This is a genomic window from Hymenobacter miniatus (assembly GCF_016427455.1).
Lineage (GTDB): Bacteria > Bacteroidota > Bacteroidia > Cytophagales > Hymenobacteraceae > Hymenobacter > Hymenobacter armeniacus.
Map to the genome: position 1 here is coordinate 94,499 of NZ_JAELXR010000016.1, position 16,944 is coordinate 111,442.

General features: G+C 64.5%; 19 protein-coding genes. 13 read left to right on the plus strand and 6 right to left on the minus strand.

The window, feature by feature from the left end:
- Positions 1–32 precede the first annotated feature (32 nt).
- The 6 genes from JAO73_RS20025 to JAO73_RS20050 all read right to left on the minus strand — a co-directional run bounded on the left by JAO73_RS20025 (position 33) and on the right by JAO73_RS20050 (position 4,910).
- On the minus strand, positions 33–341 hold the full coding sequence (locus tag JAO73_RS20025; RefSeq protein ID WP_198979043.1) for a phosphoribosylpyrophosphate synthetase: 309 nt from the start codon (positions 339–341) through the stop codon (positions 33–35).
- A gap of 48 nt (positions 342–389) precedes the next feature.
- Complete coding sequence (locus JAO73_RS20030) at positions 390–704, minus strand: DUF6122 family protein (protein ID WP_198979044.1); 315 nt, start codon at positions 702–704, stop codon at positions 390–392.
- A gap of 73 nt (positions 705–777) precedes the next feature.
- Complete coding sequence (locus tag JAO73_RS20035) at positions 778–1,407, minus strand: DUF305 domain-containing protein (protein ID WP_198979045.1); 630 nt, start codon at positions 1,405–1,407, stop codon at positions 778–780.
- A gap of 112 nt (positions 1,408–1,519) precedes the next feature.
- The gene (locus tag JAO73_RS20040; RefSeq protein WP_198979046.1) at positions 1,520–2,146 is read right to left on the minus strand and encodes a helix-turn-helix domain-containing protein; all 627 of its coding nucleotides are present in this window, start codon (positions 2,144–2,146) and stop codon (positions 1,520–1,522) included.
- 5 nt (positions 2,147–2,151) lie between these two features.
- The gene (locus JAO73_RS20045) at positions 2,152–2,529 is read right to left on the minus strand and encodes a cupredoxin domain-containing protein (protein WP_196956808.1); all 378 of its coding nucleotides are present in this window, start codon (positions 2,527–2,529) and stop codon (positions 2,152–2,154) included.
- A gap of 35 nt (positions 2,530–2,564) precedes the next feature.
- Complete coding sequence (locus tag JAO73_RS20050) at positions 2,565–4,910, minus strand: heavy metal translocating P-type ATPase (RefSeq protein WP_198979047.1); 2,346 nt, start codon at positions 4,908–4,910, stop codon at positions 2,565–2,567.
- 403 nt (positions 4,911–5,313) lie between these two features.
- Between JAO73_RS20050 and JAO73_RS20055 the strand changes: the two genes are divergently transcribed.
- The 13 genes from JAO73_RS20055 to JAO73_RS23535 all read left to right on the plus strand — a co-directional run.
- On the plus strand, positions 5,314–5,793 hold the full coding sequence (locus tag JAO73_RS20055; RefSeq protein ID WP_198979048.1) for a hypothetical protein: 480 nt from the start codon (positions 5,314–5,316) through the stop codon (positions 5,791–5,793).
- Between the two features lie 132 nt (positions 5,794–5,925).
- Positions 5,926–6,057 (plus strand): hypothetical protein, encoded by a 132-nt coding sequence (locus JAO73_RS23270; protein ID WP_262490459.1) that lies wholly within the window; start codon positions 5,926–5,928, stop codon positions 6,055–6,057.
- A gap of 65 nt (positions 6,058–6,122) precedes the next feature.
- Complete coding sequence (locus tag JAO73_RS20060; RefSeq protein WP_198979049.1) at positions 6,123–7,082, plus strand: DUF8832 domain-containing protein; 960 nt, start codon at positions 6,123–6,125, stop codon at positions 7,080–7,082.
- A 53-nt stretch (positions 7,083–7,135) separates the two neighbouring features.
- A complete protein-coding gene (locus JAO73_RS20065; protein ID WP_198979050.1) occupies positions 7,136–7,855 on the plus strand; it encodes a DUF305 domain-containing protein in 720 nt (239 codons plus the stop codon).
- Positions 7,856–7,941: 86 nt separating this feature from the next.
- Positions 7,942–8,499, plus strand: a complete 558-nt coding sequence (locus JAO73_RS20070) for a heavy metal-binding domain-containing protein (RefSeq protein ID WP_198979051.1) — start codon at positions 7,942–7,944, stop codon at positions 8,497–8,499.
- Between the two features lie 106 nt (positions 8,500–8,605).
- Positions 8,606–9,850, plus strand: a complete 1,245-nt coding sequence (locus JAO73_RS20075) for a TolC family protein (RefSeq protein ID WP_198979052.1) — start codon at positions 8,606–8,608, stop codon at positions 9,848–9,850.
- Between the two features lies 1 nt (position 9,851).
- The gene (locus JAO73_RS20080; protein WP_198979053.1) at positions 9,852–10,472 is read left to right on the plus strand and encodes a hypothetical protein; all 621 of its coding nucleotides are present in this window, start codon (positions 9,852–9,854) and stop codon (positions 10,470–10,472) included.
- 12 nt (positions 10,473–10,484) lie between these two features.
- On the plus strand, positions 10,485–11,630 hold the full coding sequence (locus tag JAO73_RS20085; protein WP_198979054.1) for an efflux RND transporter periplasmic adaptor subunit: 1,146 nt from the start codon (positions 10,485–10,487) through the stop codon (positions 11,628–11,630).
- An 18-nt stretch (positions 11,631–11,648) separates the two neighbouring features.
- Positions 11,649–12,152, plus strand: coding sequence for a YybH family protein (locus JAO73_RS20090; RefSeq protein ID WP_198979055.1), 504 nt, complete (start codon positions 11,649–11,651; stop codon positions 12,150–12,152).
- Positions 12,153–12,178: 26 nt separating this feature from the next.
- The gene (locus JAO73_RS20095) at positions 12,179–12,907 is read left to right on the plus strand and encodes a hypothetical protein (RefSeq protein WP_198979056.1); all 729 of its coding nucleotides are present in this window, start codon (positions 12,179–12,181) and stop codon (positions 12,905–12,907) included.
- A 3-nt stretch (positions 12,908–12,910) separates the two neighbouring features.
- Positions 12,911–16,132 (plus strand): efflux RND transporter permease subunit, encoded by a 3,222-nt coding sequence (locus tag JAO73_RS20100; protein ID WP_198979057.1) that lies wholly within the window; start codon positions 12,911–12,913, stop codon positions 16,130–16,132.
- Between the two features lie 10 nt (positions 16,133–16,142).
- A complete protein-coding gene (locus tag JAO73_RS20105) occupies positions 16,143–16,727 on the plus strand; it encodes an AraC family transcriptional regulator (protein ID WP_198979058.1) in 585 nt (194 codons plus the stop codon).
- Between the two features lie 115 nt (positions 16,728–16,842).
- Positions 16,843–16,944, plus strand: a 102-nt coding sequence (locus JAO73_RS23535) for a four-helix bundle copper-binding protein (RefSeq protein ID WP_502213696.1), incomplete at its 3' end; no start/stop codon positions are given.

The window sequence follows — 16,944 nt, forward strand, 5'->3', positions numbered from 1 at the left end:
AAAGTAAGGGACGAGGAGAACGGGCAGCTGGCTCAGGCGGCCGGCAGCCGCAGCTTGGCTTCCATGGCAGCCGTGACCGAATCGGCGTACACGCCATAGGCGTTGACCAGCACCCCGCGCAGGTCGAGGCCGGTGGTGCTGATGGCATACAGGATGGACTGGTCGGCCGGGTCGGTTTCGCCTTCAAAGCGGAACACGGAATCGACCCGAAAGCCTTCCGGCGGCAGCTGCACGTCGTAGGCCGCGCAGTACAGGCAGTCGGGACGCAGGTTAAAATCTTCGGTGTAGCCTTGGCGGCGCAGGGCTTGCAGGGCTTCGGTCAGCGTGTCGTAGGATTCCATAAGCGTTGGGAGCGTTGGGCAAGGAAATAATGCTTTTTACTCGGTGACTCACCCCGGCAGCAGCACGCCCAACTGCAGGCACTCGGCGTAGTCGAGGACCATGTGCAGCAGAAAGCCCACGGCCCACACCCGCGTCACGGTCGGGAACAACATAAAGGCGTAGTTGCCCATGGCCCAGTAGGTGTGCAGCGGATGGAAATTGATGCTGCACCGATTGGGGTCGAACATTGGGGTTGCCCAGAGGTGGTCCACGTCAAGCAGCAGGGCGGCGGCCAGAATCAGCCACGCCCGCTGCCAGCGCGGCCCATAGAACAGCAACGCCACCACGCCGGGCACCAAAATGTGGAGTAAGGCATGCACCATAAATAGCGGCTTGTTCGCCTCAACAAGAGCGGCTCCTGTAAAGCCGCTCTTGTTGAGGCGAACAAGCCGCTGCTTAGTACTTTTTATTGGCTAGCAGAAAATCCTGGAGCATCTTGATTTCCATCTTCTGGTCCGTGATGATTTGCTGGGCCAGCGCCTTGGTGGTGTTTTCCCGGCCGTACTTGAGCAGGGCGTCGGAGTTCTCCACGGCGGCCTGGTGGTGGTCAATCATGAGTTGTGCAAAGTCGAAGTCCGGGTCACCGGTCAAGGGGCGCAAATCCACGGCTTTCATCATCTGCATCATGTTCATCATTTGCAGGGTGTTGAAATCGGGTACGGCCGGGGCGTGCGCCGGGTGGCTCGACAGGAAGGCGTTGAACTGGGCAATTTCCGCCTGCTGCTTGTCGATAATCGACTGGGCCATGGCCTTCATCTCGGCGCTTTTACCACTTTTAAGCTCCTCCTGGCTGTTTTTGATGGCCACCTGGTGGTGCATAATCATCATGGAGGAGTAGTCGTTGTCTGGGTCCTGGGTTTTGGGCATGGCCTCCATCATGGTCATGGCTTCGTGCATGTTGCGCATGTACACGCTGTCGTCGTGGGCGATGACCATCAGGCCATCGGCGTCGTCCTTTTTACAGGAAGTCAGGGCACCAAAGGCGAACAGGGAAGCCAGCAAGGGGAGGCGGAGGGAACGTAGCATGGGAAAAGGATTTTAAGTCGGAATGATGGAGGAAATGCTCCTTCTTCTTAACGGACTAAGCCCCACCTTGTATGCTCACAATTCGCCCTCCGGCGTTGTAAAGTTTCCAGCTTTACGCCAAGTCGTGCAGGCTCAGCCGGCCCGCGCTGCCGGGCCCCAGGGCCTGAAAGTCGGACGGCGACATGCCCGTCACCTGCCGGAACTGGTTGGTCAGGTGCGCCGCGCTGCTGTAGCCCAGCAGGCGGGCCACTTCGGCCACCTTGGCGTCCTGGTAGCTGAGCAGCTCCTTGGCGCGCTCCACTTTCTGGCGGATGATATACTTCTCCAGCGTCAGGCCCTCGCGCAGCGAGAACTGGTGCGAGAGGTAGGCGTAGGACCGGCCCAGCCGCTCGCTGATGAAGTGGGAGTAGGTCTGGTAGGGCTGCTGCTCGGCCGGGGTGTAGTGAATGAGCTCCACCACCAGGGCCTTGACCTGCTCCACCAGCTGGTCGCGCGGGTCGTCGACGAGCGCGAAGCCGAACGCCTGCAGCGCGGCTTCCACCGCCGGCAGGTCCACCGGACTGCCATCGGCCGTGCGCACGTTGGCGGCGCCCAGGGCCACGTTGTCCACCACCAGCCCGGCCTTTTCCAGCTCGCGCTGCACCACCCGCAGGCAGCGGGGGCACACCATGTTGCGAATGGAGAGGCGGGTAGCACCGGCCACGGGGGCCGGCAACACCGAAGTAGCGGACTGTAGCATCACCCTTATTTAACGACCAGGCTGCCCCGCAGCATGTGCATGCCGCAGGTGAACTCAAAGGTACCGGCTTGCTTGGGCAAAAACTCAATGGCCGTGGTTTTAAATGGGGCCAGGTCGCGCCGGATGTTGAAGTCGGGCAGCAGCAACTCTTCCGAGCAGGTGCCTTCCTCGTCGCGGTAGAAGTTGAGCTGCACGGGCTTGCCGTGCTCCACCTCGATGACGTTGGGCGAGTAGCCGCCCTTGACCACGATGTCGACCTGCTGCACGCCCGCCGACGAGGACACGGCGGCCGCCACCCGGTGCGGCGCCAGAAAGAAAAACCAGCCGACAAACGCCAGCAGGCCAACGCCCACCAGGGTCACGATTATCTGAGAAGTATCCATGAGAACGAGAACAAAAGGGAGAGAAATAGCCCGGCTTAGGCCTTGGCCTGGTAGCCGCGCAGGCGCAGCGAGTTGGTGAGCACCGACACCGAGCTCAGGGCCATGGCCGCAGCCGCGAGCATGGGCGAAAGCAGCCAGCCCGTGAAGGGGTACAGCAGCCCCGCCGCGATGGGAATGCCAAGCGTGTTGTAGATAAAGGCAAAAAACAGGTTCTGCTTAATCGTGCGCATGGTTTGGCGCGAGAGGTCGATGGCCGTCACCACCCCATGCAGGTCCGAGCGCATCAGGGTGATGCCGGCCGCTTCCATCGCCACGTCGGTACCGCCGCCCATAGCCAGGCCGATGTCGGCCTGGGCCAGGGCGGGGGCGTCGTTGATGCCGTCGCCCACCATAGCCACCACCCGGCCCTCGGCCTGCAGCTCCTTCACCTTGCTGGCTTTGTCGGCCGGTAGCACCTCGGCAAAGAAGCGCTTGATGCCCACTTGCTCGGCCACTTTCGCGGCCGTTTGCTGGTTGTCGCCGGTCATCATCACCACCTCAATGCCGTCCGCCTGCAGCGCCTGAATGGCCGCCAGGCTCGACTCGCGCACCGTATCGGCCACGCCAATCAGGGCCGCCACGTGCCCGCCGATGGCGGCGTAGAGTACCGTTTTGGCCTGGCTCAGCAGCTGGGCCGCGGCCTGCTCCGTTTCCGAGGAAAGCACCACGTTGTTTTCGCTTAGCAAGCGCCGGTTGCCGAGCAGAATAACCTGTCCGTCGACAGTGGCGCCGGCGCCTCGGCCCTCGTAGGCCTGAAACGCGGTGGCGGTCAGCGGCGTGGTGCCAGCTGCGGCCCCTTGCGAATCAGCGTAGCGCACCACGGCTTCGGCCAGCGGGTGCTCGCTCTGCCGCTCCACGGCCGCCAGCAGGGGCAGTAGGTGGGCGGGCGTGTCGCCGTTGGTGGGCACAAAATCCGTCACGGCGGGCTCGCCGCGGGTGATGGTGCCGGTTTTATCGAGCAGCACCGTGGTCACTTTCTCAGCTTTCTCCAGCGCCTCGGCGTTGCGAATCAGCACGCCGTGCTCGGCGCCCTTGCCGGTGCCGACCATGATGGCCGTGGGCGTAGCCAGCCCGAGCGCGCAGGGGCAGGCGATGATGAGCACGGCTACGAAGCCCACGAGGGCCAGCGGTACACGGCTGGCTTCGGGGGCGAAGTCAAACCAGACCACGAACGTGGCAATGGCAATCATGATGACCACGGGCACGAACACGGCACTGACCTTATCGGCCAGCTGCTGAATGGGCGCGCGGCTGCCCTGCGCTTCCTCGACCAGTTTCACAATCTGGGCCAGCATGGTTTCGGCGCCCACTTTGCTCACGCGGAAGCGGAACGAACCGGTTTTGTTAAGCGTGGCGCCAAACACGTTGTCGCCTTCCTTTTTCTCCACGGGCAGGCTCTCGCCGGTGAGCATGCTCTCGTCCACGGCCGAGCTGCCGGTGAGAATCAGCCCGTCGGTGGCCACCTTCTCGCCGGGGCGCACCAGCACTTCGTCGCCCACCAGCACCTGCTCGATGGGCACGTCCAGCTCCTGGCCGCCCCGCACCACGCGGGCCGTTTTGGCCTGCAGCCCCATCAGCGCCTTAATGGCGGCCGAGGTTTTGGACTTGGCCCGGCTCTCCAGCACCTTGCCCAAGAGAATCAGGGCAATGATGGTGGCCGTGGTATCATAATAGACCTCCGGCAGGATGCCGTGCTGCCGAAACCAGTGCGGAATCAGCGTCGCGGCCAAGCTGTACAGGAACGCCGCGCCGGTGCCCACGGCAATGAGGGTGTCCATGCTGGCCGTGCGGTGCAGGAAGCCGTTCCAGGCGGATACAAAAAACTCGCGGCCGCTATAGAGCAGCACGGGCAGGGTCAGCGCCAGCAGCACGTAGTTGAGCACGGGCATCGACACGCGGCTCATCATGGCGGGCCAGAGCATGAGCATGCTCAAACCCATCACCACAACCGCCAGGGCCACGGCCACTTGGAAGCGGCGCTTCAGGTTCTCGTAGGCGGCCGCTTTGCGGGCGTCGAGCTCCTCGTCGGAGGCCAGCACGTTGGCGGCCACGGCGGGGCTGGCCTCGTGCACGCCATAGCCGGCCTGCTCCACGGCGGCGCGTAGGCCGGCGCGGTCAATCTGGCCCGGCAGGTACTCGATGGTGGCCTTTTCACTGGCCAGGTTGACGGTGGCGCTTTTGACGCCGGGCGTGCGGCTCAGGGCCTTCTCCACGAAGTTGGAGCAGGAAGCGCAGGTCATGCCCTCGATGTTGAGGGTCGCCGTTTCGGTCCCGGCAATGGGGGCCGGGGGCGGCCCCACGGGCGCGGCAGGAGCCGGATGATGATGCTGGGTGGTTTCCATAACAGGTAAGGTACAGTGCGCAGCCGCGGGAATCCGCGGCTGACTTATCAACACTTGCTAAACTCCTTTCCGTTGGCAATAGATGTGTAGAATTGAGCTTAGCGCTTGCAACATTCGCGCGCCCCGCCATTATTCAGCGGCGGTTGTACATGATTAAGCCGCCGGGCTTGTAAGATTACCAGAGGTGAGTTCCAACTGACCAATTTGGCAAGGGCTCGGCTAGCGAGCGGCAACCCCTATTGACGGCCTAAAATCCGCATTTACAACCGGATAGGCTGGGAGTGCCGCCGGCAGCCACCCAAGGGAATCCTTTCCTGCGAGTAGCGCGGCTTTCAAACCTTTCCAATAATTTTGTCGTTGCTTCGTACCAATGTTCCGACTCAAGACCCATTCCCGACGCACGATGGCGGCCTCCTTGCTGGTGGTCTTCCTCAACGTGTTCTTTGGGCAGGTCGTCTGCGCGCTGGCCATGCCCACTGCGCCGGCTGTCGGACATGCGCATAAGCACCCGGCCGGTACGCCAGCGCACGAGCATAAGCAAGGGCACGAGCACCGGGTACCCCATTCCCACGGAAAGGAGCACGGCGCCACCGCCAAGCACCACCACGACGAGCACGAAACGCCGGGTTCGCATAAGCACGGCCCCAAAGGAGCCTGCTGCCAGGACGATGCCGCCGCCGTGTGGGCCTCGCTGGCGCACCCGCCCAAAGCCGGCATCGAGAAGATGGCGTTTATGCCGGTGGCCCTGCCCCCGGCCCCGCTGGCCCTGATGGTCCGTTTTCAACAATGGGACCGCACGCGGCCCGTGCTGCTGGTGGCTCGCCGGCAGCTGAAACCCAAAATACCCGACATCCGCATTTTCATTCAGTCGCTGACTGTCTGATTGCCCCGACGCGCTAAGGCTCGCGCCGGCACAGCTATGCTGTGTCCGGGGCGGGCCTTTTCGTTTGCCCGTCGCGCCGTTTAAAACGGCTTTTTCCTCCCCCTCCATCTTCCGGGTTACCCCTGCTCCGCAATGAAAGATTGCTGCGAACCGGCCGCCGGCCCGCCACCCCGCGGGCCGCTCCGTCGCCTGCTCACGGGCTTGCTCTACGCCGTGCTGGCCGCGGCCCTGGGCTTCGTGCTCTGGCAGCAGTGGCAGGCCTGAGCCGGCGCCACTGACCCCGGGCCGCCACTGCTGGCGCGCCCATTTCCTTACCCATACCCCATTTTATGTTCCGCTTACCCATTTCCCTGCTGGCCGTGGCCAGCCTGCTCACCGCGGCCAGCTGCTCATCCGATTCTACGTCGAGCAGCGCCACCAACACCGTTACGACGCCTACGGATGGACCGGCCGAAGGCACCGCCGACCACGCCAGCGGCCACACCTACGCCTGCCCCATGCACCCCGAGGTGACCAGCACCAAGGAAGGGGAGAAGTGCCCCAAGTGCGGCATGAAGCTCGAACACAACGACCAAGTGGCCAACGGCAAGACCTACGCCATGAAGTTCGAGCCGCAGCCCATGCAGCTCACCGCCGGTCAGCCCTCGCAGCTGGTCTTCACGCCGCAGGAAGTGGGCAACGAAGCCGCACCCGTGCCGCTGGCGGTGGTGCACGAGAAGAAGATTCACCTCATCATTGTGAGCAAGGACCTGGGCCAGTTCTACCACGAGCACCCCGAGTACACCGCGCAGGGCAACTACAAGGCCGCCTACACCTTCCCCAAGGGCGGCGACTACGTGCTGTTTCAGGACTACACGCCCACGGGCTCGGGCCACCAGCTGGGCCGCCAACCCATCTCGGTAAAGGGCCCGGCCTACGCGCCAGTAAAGTTCAAGAACGACGACATGCAATGGGAAAAGGACGGCTACTCGGCCACCCTGGCGTTTGACAAGCCCCTGAACACCGGCCAGCTGCTGGGCATGAAAATCACCATCAGCAAGGACGGTAAGCCCGTGACCGACCTGGACAACTACCTCGGGGCCCTGGGCCACGTCGTGGTCATCAGCGAAGACACCGAGCGCTACCTGCACGTGCACCCCAACGACCAGGCCGACAAAGGCCCCGCCATTGGCTTCAACACCAACTTCGAAGCCCCCGGCCTGTACCGGGTCTTCCTGCAATTCAACCACGCCGGCAAGATTCACACCGGCGACTTCACCATCAACGTGCAGGGCCCGGCCGCCAGCTAAGGTGCCCCCCGTTTTTCAATTCCAATTCCCAACCCTCAATCAATCCAAAACGCATGAAAAAGTCCGCTTTTTTCCTCGCCGCCCTCTGTTCGGGCACCCTGCTGCTCGGCAGCTGCAGCAGCGACAAAACCGCTGATACCACGACCACGGAAACCTCCACGGCCACCACGGAACCCGCTACGGGGGACATGGCCGGCATGGACCATTCCAAAATGACTGAGAGCAGCACCGCCGGCGACTCGCCCCTGATGGCGTCCATGAACGACATGATGGGCAAGATGAGCGCCATGAAGATGAAGGGCAACACCGACCACGACTTCACCCACATGATGTTGGAGCACCACAAGGGCGCGGTGGCCATGGCCGACATCGAGCTGCGCGACGGCAAGGACGCCACCATGAAGCAGATGGCCGAGAAAATCAAGGCCGACCAGCAGAAGGAAATCGGCGAGATGGAGCCCATTGCCGAGCGGCTGGACTCCGCCCCCAACAACTACAAGCCCATGGACCCGGCCGACCCTTTCACCAGCCAGATGAAGGCTTCGATGGACGGCATGATGCAGAACATGCCCAAAATGGTGGCGGACCCGGACATGAACTTCAACATGATGATGACGGTGCACCACCAGAGCGCCGTGGACATGGCCAAGGCCGAGCTGGCTCACGGCAAGGACACCAAGCTCAAGGAGATGGCCCAGAAGATGATTGACGCCCAGCAGAAGGAAATCGCCGAATTCAAAGCCTGGCACGACAAGAACGCCGACAAGATGTAATCCGGGCAGCCGGCGGCGACGCCCGAAATGGCCGTTACCGGCCCCTCATTCTCCCCCCTCACCATACCCCCATTTACCCGTTTCCCATGAAGCTTTTTGGAATTTCCCTGGCCGTTGCGGCCCTTTTCGCCCTGACGCCGCTGGCCTCGCAGGCCCAGCACGCCCACGCCGATGGCAAGCAGGACGCCCACATGGCCCCCGGCGAAACCCACGCCCACGTGGCCCCGCACGGCGGCGTGGTGCGCTCGGCCAGCCCCTACCACATGGAGCTGGTGCAGCAGGCCGGTGAGCTGCACATCTATTTGCTCGCCGCCAAGATGGCCCCCGTGCCCAATAAGTCGCTCTCGGGCACGGTGATGGTGCAAACCACCGATAACAAAACCACCACGGTGACGCTGGCAGCCGGTGGCGACGACCACCTGGTGGCCAGGCTGCCCGCCGGGGCCAAGGTGCGCACTGCCATCGTCAGCCTGCAGGCCGACGGCAAAGCCATCAACACCCGCTTCGACAAGCTCGACGCGGCCGCCCCGGGCAGCAAGGCCGTGGGCGCGGCCTACGAGTGCCCCATGAAGTGCGAAGGCAGCGCCAGCACCAAGCCGGGCAGCTGCCCGAAGTGCGGCATGGCCCTCGTGAAAAAGGCGTAGGCGGAGCCTGTTTTTCGGACGCAGTGCGTCCGGACCCTCTCCTCCGTCTCGGGCCGTCCGCTGCTGCAACGGTGGGCGGCCCCTAGCCGGACTCTAATCGGATAACATGAAGTACCTCAAAATGAAATGTGCGGCGCAAGGGCTGCTGGTGCTGGCGCTGCTGCTCGGGCTGCTGCCGGAAGCTGCGCGGGCTCAAACCCCCATCAGCCTGGACAGCGCCGAAGCCCTGACGTTGCGGCGGCATCCGCGGCTACGGCAGTCAGACCGCGAAATCGAGGAGCAGCGGGCCCTGAAGCGGGGCTCCTTCGCGCCCGCCAACCCGGACTTTCTGTTCTCGGCCCCCACGGGCGAGCGGTGGGCGCCGGGCGTGGTGCAGACCATCGACCTGCCCAACGTGTACCGGCGCCAGCGCCAGGTGGCCGAGGCCGGCATCACGCTGGCCGAGCGCAACCGCGACGTAAGCCGGGCCTCGGTGCTGCGCGATACCCGCCTGGCCTACCTCAGCCTGCAGTTCGCCGAAGCGCAGGTGCGGCAACTCACCTACCAGGACAGCCTGTTCCGCGCCTTGCGCGTGGCCACCGAGCGCTTGTTTGCCGCCGGCGAAGTCACCTCCCTGCAGCGCATCAGCACCGACGCCGAAGCCCGGCAGGTGAGCGTGCAGCTGCAGCAGGCCGCTGCCGACCGGCAGGCCGCCCAGCGCCGCTTGGGCTTGCTGCTGGGCCAGCCCACGGCCGCCTTGACCACCAGCACCGACCTGCGCCGCAGCGGCCCCGAGCTGGTGCAGACGGGCGGGGCACTTCTCGCGGGTCTGCCCACCGAGGACAGCTCCGCCCTGGTGCGCAGCCCCACGCTGGCGGCGGCGACCCAGAACGTGGCCCTGAGCCAGTCGGGCATCAGCCTGGTGCGGGCCCGGCGCACCCCGGCCCTGACCGTGGGCTATCAGAATCAGGCCTTTGAAAACTCGGCCCTCAAGTATCGCTTCCAGTTTGGCGTGTCGGTGCCCATCTGGTTCTGGACCTACCGCTCGCAGCTGCAGGCGGCCACGGCCCGCTCGCAGGCCGCCGGCTACCAGCTGCAAACCCAGCGCCTGGAGCTGAGCACCCTTTACCAGCAGTCCCTGGCCGACACGCGCAAGTTCTCGGCTTCGCTGGGCTACTACGAGCAGACCGGCGTGCCGCAGTCGCGGGCCATCATCAGCCAATCGCAGCGCCTGTTCCGGGCCGGCGAAATCAGCTACTTGGTGCTGATTCAGAGCCTGAACCAGGCCTTTACCATTCAGAATACTTACCTGACCACCATTCGCGACTACCGTCAGGCCCTCATCGAACTTAACTACCTGCGGGGTGAATAACATGAAACAACTCCTGATTTTGCTGCTGGGCCTGCTGCTGAGTGGCGGGGCCTACGCCCACGGGGGCGAAGACCACGGCGCGCCCAAGGCGTCGACCCCGGCCGGCGCGACCTCCTTTTCGGTGGCGGCCCTCTCGGAGCAGTTCGAGGTGCTACTGCGCTACGAGCCGCTGGAAGGCGGCAAGCCCGCCGACCTGCGCCTGTTCCTGTCCGACTACGCCACCAACGCCCCCATTAAAGGGGCCAAGCTGACGCTCACCAACCCGGAGGATGCGAATCTGAAATGGGCGGTGACGGAAAAAGAGCCGGGCATTTACCTCGTGGAGGGCCAGTTTCCGGCCAACAAAGCCTACAGCTTCGCCGCCAACATCGTGGCCGGCGACAAGGCCGATTTAATGCTTCTCGAAGGCATTAAAGTGGGAGAGAAGCTGCCCGTAGCGGCCGAGGTCGCCCACGCCGACGGCTCGCTTTTCTCCTCCTGGAAAACCATTCTGGCGCTGGTCGGCGCCTTCGTGCTCGGCATTGTGCTGACGGCCCTGCTCATGCGCCGCCGGCGGCCGGAGCCCGCGATGCAAACCTCCGAGCAGGCCCTGACGGCCAGCCGCCGCACCCCCTTTCCTTAAAGCTCAACGGACATGAAAACCACTCATAAAATTCTGGCCGTCACGGCCGCGGCTGGCTTGGTCCTGACCGTGCTGCTGCCGCCCCCGGCCCTGGTGCAGGCGCACGGTGGCGAAGACCACGGCGGCACCGCCAAGGCCAGCACCGGCGTGGCCCTGACCGACGAGGTGCTGCTGCCCAAGGAAAGCCAGTTCCTGTTTCAGGTACAGACCACCCTCGCGGCATTCTCCACTACCTACAGCCGGGCCACGCTCTACGGCACGGTGTCGGCCGCCGCGGGCGGGGAAGGCCGCATCGTGGTGCCGCAGGGGGGGCGCATCGTGAGTCTGGCCGCGAAAGTGGGCCAACCCGTGCGGGCCGGGCAGACGCTGGCCGTCATCGAGCAGACCCTGGACGCCACCCAACAAATCGGGCTCAGTACCGAGCGGGCCAATGCCCAGGCCGAGCTGCGCGCCGCCCAGCAGGACTACGCCCGCCTGCAGAGCATCGCCGACATCGCCGCCCGCAAGGACGTGGTGGCCGCCGAGCTGCGCCTGCGTCAGGCCCGCCAGAACGCCGGCATCCAGAACGGGCAGGCCAGCCAGCGCCGCGTTAGTATCACCTCGCCGGTGAGCGGCACCGTGGACGTGTTTAATCTGGCGGTTGGTCAACAAGTAAGCCAGGGCGACGAGCTGTTCCGGGTCATCAACCCCGGCAAGCTGCGCGTGGAAGCGCAGGTGTTTGCCCAGGATTTGGCCAAGGTCACGCCCGGCGCCGTGTTCCGGGTTGAAGGCCTGCAAGGCCAGGCCGGGGAGCCCGCCCGGCTCGTGGTGTTCTCAAACGTAGTGAACCCCGTGAACCAGGCCCGCCAGCTGGTGCTGGAGCTCGACGCGCAGGAGGGCACCGCCTACCGCGCCGGCCAGGCCGTGAACGTGCAGGTCGTGGGCCAGACCGGCGGCGGCAAGCCGCAGCTGACCGTGCCCACCTCCGCCATCACCGACCTCAACGGAAAGCCGGTGGTCTTCGTGCACACCGAGCCCGAGCGCTTCAAGATTCGCTTCGTGCAGCCCGGGGCCGTGACCGGGCAGCAAACCGTGCTGGTGCAGGGCCAGGTCAACGAAAACGACCGGGTGGTCACGACCGGCACCTACCAGCTCAAGTCCATTTACCTCAATCAGTAATTTCTGTCCCTGCCTGCTATGCGTCGTTTTCTCGTTGCCCTGCTCGCCGTGCCCGCTTTCGCGGCCCCAGCCTTCGCCCAAACCGCCGCGCCCACTGCCGCGACTACTCCGCTCGTTTCGGCCGACGAAGCCGCCGTGCGGGCCGTGCTCAAGCAGTACCAGCAGGCCGTGCAAAAACTCGACACCACCGGTACCACCCGGCTGTTCGCGGCCAACTCCGTGGTGCTGGAATCGGGCAGCCGGGAAGGCACCTACGCCCACTACCGGGACCATCACCTCGGGCCCGAGCTCAAGGAGTTCAGCTCGTTTACTTACAGTGACTACAAGGCCGACGTGACGGTGGACGGCCCCTACGCCTTCGCCACGGAGAGCTACACCTACACCATCGGGCTAAAAAAAGGGCCCAAGGATGCTGCCACGCCGGCCCCCATCAAGCGGCGCGGGGTAGCCACGAGCGTGCTGCGCAAGAACGCGGCCGGCCAGTGGCAATTCGTGAGCAACCACAACTCGGCGCGCAAGTAGCCGCCTGCCCGCGCATGTACAATTACTTGTTTCGTCGCCTTCCGGGGGGCCGGCCCGCGCTGCAAGGCGGCGGAATCGGCCTGGGCCTGCTGCTTGGTCTGACGCTGCCCCTGGCCGCTCAGCACCAGCGGGCGGGTGGGCGCCTGCGTTCGTCGCCGCCGGGTAGTGCCCGGTGTATGGTGGCGCTGGACACGCTCACGGCCCGCCCCCTGCTTTACGCGGTAGGGGAGGCCGAAGGGGGCGGCGAAATACTGGTCGTGGCTGGCCAGGCCTACACCACCCAGCTGCGGCCCGATGGGGCCACCGAAACCACGGCCGGCTTTCGGGGCCGGGCCACCTGGCTGCTGCAGAGCCGGGTGACGCGGTGGCGGGACGCCGGCCCGGTGCCGGACACGCTTACCACGCCGGGGCAGCTGGCCAAATTCATTCACGCCACGGCCGCGCGGGCCGGCCTTAAGGCGCGCGGGGCGCAGCCCTTTCGGCTGCTGGGCGAGCCGCTGGCGGTGTGGTGGCACGTGGCCGCTTATCCCACCGCCGGCCCGGCCGACGAAGCGGCTCCCGAGCTGGGAGCCCACGGCCGGTTTGCCCGCGGGCCCCTGGAGCTGGTGGGCTTCCTGCTGCCGCCGGCCCCACGCCGTGCCCCCAAGCGGCTGCACCTGCACGGGTGCCCCGGCGCTCAGCCCTTTGTGGCGCACGTGGACAGCCTGCGGCCCGGCCCCGGGCTGCGCCTTCTCTTACCTGCACTTCCCCAATAACTCATGCTTGACAAGATAATTCGCTTTGCGCTGCAGAACCGCCTGCTCATGCTGGCCTTCGCCGTGGGCCTCATCATTGCCGGCACTTACACGGCCAAACAGCTGCCGGTGGACGTGCTACCCGACCTGGACCGGCCCCGCGTGACCGTGTTCCTGGAAGCCCCGGGCATGGCCCCCGAAGAAGTGGAAGCCCTGGTGACCCTGCCCGTGGAAACCGCTTTGAACGGTGCCACCGGGGTATCGGCCGTGCGTTCTAACTCGGCCATTGGCCTCGGGATGGTGTTTGTAGAATTCGACTACGGCACCGACATCTTCACCGCCCGCCAGATTGTGAGCGAGAAGCTGCAAACCACCGGCGAGCAGCTGCCGCAGGGCATTACGCCCGTACTCGGCCCCATCTCCTCGGTGATGGGCCAGATAATGCTGGTGGGGCTATCGGGAGGAAAACAGACCAACGCGGCCGATTTGCGCACGCTGGCCAACTACACCGTGCGCCAGCGCCTGCTCAGCATCCCGGGCGTGGCGCAGGTCATTCCCATCGGGGGCGACAACCTGCAGTACCAAGTGCTGCTCGACATGCCGCGCCTGAACGCCACGGGCCTGACGGTGAACCAGGTGGAAGAGTCCCTGCGCAAGTCCAACCTGAATACTACCGGCAACTTCTTCGACCGCAACGGCTCGGAAGTCCTCATTCGCAACCTGGGCCGGCTGCGCTCGGTTGCCGACATTGAAAACATCATCGTCGGCTACCGCGAGCAGTCGCCCATCCGCGTGGCCGACGTGGCCAAGGTGGAGTTTGGCGCCCGCTTCAAGCGCGGTGACGGCAGCGTCAATGGCAAGCCGGCGGTCATTCTCAGTATTGAGAAGCAGCCCGGGGCCGCCACCGTGGGCCTGACCGCAGCCGTGGAAAAAGCCCTCGTCGAGCTGAAGCCCTCGCTGCCCAAGGACGTGCAGGTGAATACCCGCCTGTTCAAGCAGTCGGAGTTTATCGAGTCCTCGATTTCCAACGTGGAGGAGGCCCTGCGCGACGGGGCCATTCTGGTGGTCATCGTGCTGTTTGCCTTCCTGCTGAACGTGCGCACCACCTTCATTTCGCTGGTGGCCATTCCGCTCTCGCTGCTGGTCACGGCCCTGGTGTTCCGCGCGGCCGGCATCAGCATCAACACCATGACGCTGGGCGGGCTGGCCATTGCCATCGGCGAGCTGGTCGACGACGCCATCGTGGACGTGGAAAACGTGTACCGGCGTCTGCGCGAAAACAAGCAGCGGACGAATCCGCAGCCGGTCTTAAAGGTCATCTATGCCGCCAGCTCGGAGGTGCGCAACTCCATCGTGTACGCCACCATCATCGTGGTGCTGGTGTTCCTGCCGCTGTTCGCGCTGGAGGGCATGGAAGGCCGCATTTTCGCGCCGCTGGGCATTGCCTACATCACGAGCATCGTGGCCTCGCTGTTTGTGTCGCTCACCGTCACGCCGGTGCTGTGCTATTATCTGCTGCCCAAGATGAAGCAGATGGACCACCCCGAAACCGACGGCGGGCTGGTGCGCTGGCTGAAAAAGAAAGATACCCGCCTGCTGGGCTGGGGGCTGCGGCATCCCAAGCTGATTCTAACCTCGACTGCCCTGCTGTTTGTAATGGCCGCGGCCCTGGTGCCCTTCTTCGGCACCGAGTTTCTGCCGCCCTTCAACGAAGGCTCGCTCACGGTCAACTTCTCGGCGCCCGCCGGCACCTCGCTCACCGAGTCCAACCGCCTGGGCACCCTGGGCGAGCAGCAGATGCTCAAGATTCCGGAGGTGGCCTACACTGCCCGCCGCACCGGCCGAGCTGAATTGGACGAGCACGCCGAATCGGTGAACAACTCGGAAATCGAGGTGGCCTTCAAGACCGAAGCCGAGCTGGAGAAGGAAGGCAAAACCATGCGCAGCCGCGACGAAATCCTGGCCGACATGCGCGACAAGCTCAGCCTGATTACCGGGGTGAACGTGAACATCGGCCAGCCCATTTCCCACCGCCTCGACCACCTGCTGAGCGGGGTGCGGGCGCAGGTGGCTATCAAAGTGTTCGGCAACGACCTGCTGGAGCTGCGCCGCTACGCCAACGAAGTGCGCGCGGCCGCCGGCACCGTTCCCGGCGTGGTGGACCTGCAGGTGGAAAAGCAGGTGCAGATTCCCCAGCTGCTCATTCGCCCCAAGGATGATGCCCTGCGGGCCTATGGCATGGAGCGCGGCGAAGTGGTGCGCGACCTGGAAACGCTGTTTCAGGGGGCCGTCGTCTCGCAGATGCTGGATGGGCAGAAGCGCTTTGACCTGGTGGTAAAGCTGCCCGAGGCCCAGCGCAACGACATCGCCGCCATCGGCCAGACCCGCATCGAAACGCCCAACGGAGCCATGATACCCGTGAGCCAGGTGGCTGACATCGTTTATGAACCGGGTCCGAATACCGTCAACCACGAAAACACCCAGCGCCGCATCACCATCTCGCTCAACGTGGCCGAGCGCGACCTGGGCTCCACGGTCAAGGAGATTCAGGCCAAAGTGAATGCGCAGGTGAAGCTGCCCCCGGGCTACTACCTCACCTACGGCGGGCAGTTCGAGAGCCAGCAGTCGGCTTCGCAGAAGATTCTCTGGCTGAGCTTGTTTTCGCTGGCCGGCATCTTCCTGGTCTTGTTCTCGCACTTCAAGTCCAGCTACATGGTCGGGCAGATTATGCTCAACATTCCGCTGGCCCTCATCGGCTCGGTGGTGGCGGTGCTGCTTACCGGCGGCACGTTCAGCATCGCCTCGCTGGTGGGCTTCATCACCCTGACAGGCATTGCCTCGCGCAACGGCATCATGATGATTTCGCACTACATCCACCTCGTGGAGCACGAGGGCGAGAAGTTCGGGATGCCCATGATTATCCGCGGCTCGCTCGAACGGCTGGTGCCGGTGCTGATGACGGCCCTGGTGGCGGCGCTGGCCCTGGTGCCCCTCACCCTGGCCAAGGACGCGCCGGGCAAGGAAATTCTGTATCCGGTGGCCACCGTCATCCTCGGCGGCCTGCTCAGCTCCACTTTCCTCGACATCATCGTCACGCCGGTCGTCTTCTGGCTGGTAGGGGAGAAGGCCCTGGCCCAATACTTCGCCTCCCACCGGGAAGTGGGCCTCGACGAGCACCCGCAGGAACTGGACGCGCAGCCGCTGACGCCGCCCGCCGACCAGAACGCTGTATCGCCGGCCCTGTAATCCACCCTTCATGGCCTCCACACTCCTTTATATCCGGCACATGGTCTGTGTAAAGTGCATCCTGGTGGTGCGCGAGCAGCTCGTGGAGCTTGGGCTGGTGCCGCTGCGCGTAGAGCTGGGGGAAGTGGAGCTGCGCGACGACGCCGCCACCATCGACTGGCCCCGGCTGCGGCAGTGCCTGGAAGCAGAAGGCTTTGAAATCCTGGACCAGCTTTCCCCGCAGCAGCGGTTGGTGGCTCAAATTAAGGGAATCATCGCCCTCTTGCTGGCCACCGAGCCGGCGGCGCTGCGCAGCGGGCACTTTTCGCGGCAGCTCAGCGAGCGGCTGCAGCGTCGGTTTGCCTACCTGAGCGACGTATTTTCGGCTACCGAGGGCCTGAGCCTGGAGCACTACGTCATCCGGCAACGCGTGGAAGCGGCCCGGTGCCTGCTGCGTGAAAGCACCCTGCCCGTGGGCCGGGTAGCGCGGGAGCTGGGCTACAGCAACTTGGGGCACTTGTCGCGGCAGTTCCAGCGCGAAACGGGCACTTCGCCCACCGAGTATCGGCAGCAATGCCTGACCACATCGGTAAGTCAGCTGAGCGATGAGCAATAGAACGCTTTTAGTAAACCGTGCGAATCATGCAGGGCAGAACTGGCCATAGTGCATAACAAGGTCGGCTTTGGGATGTAAACGCTTGTATACCATTGCCGACCACAATTTTTTCCCCATGCACGCTCAAAACCAAAGCCTCTTCGACGCCCTCAACGCCTGCATCGCCGCCTGCGAACATTGTGCTACTGCCTGCCTTAGTGAACAGGATGTGCAGATG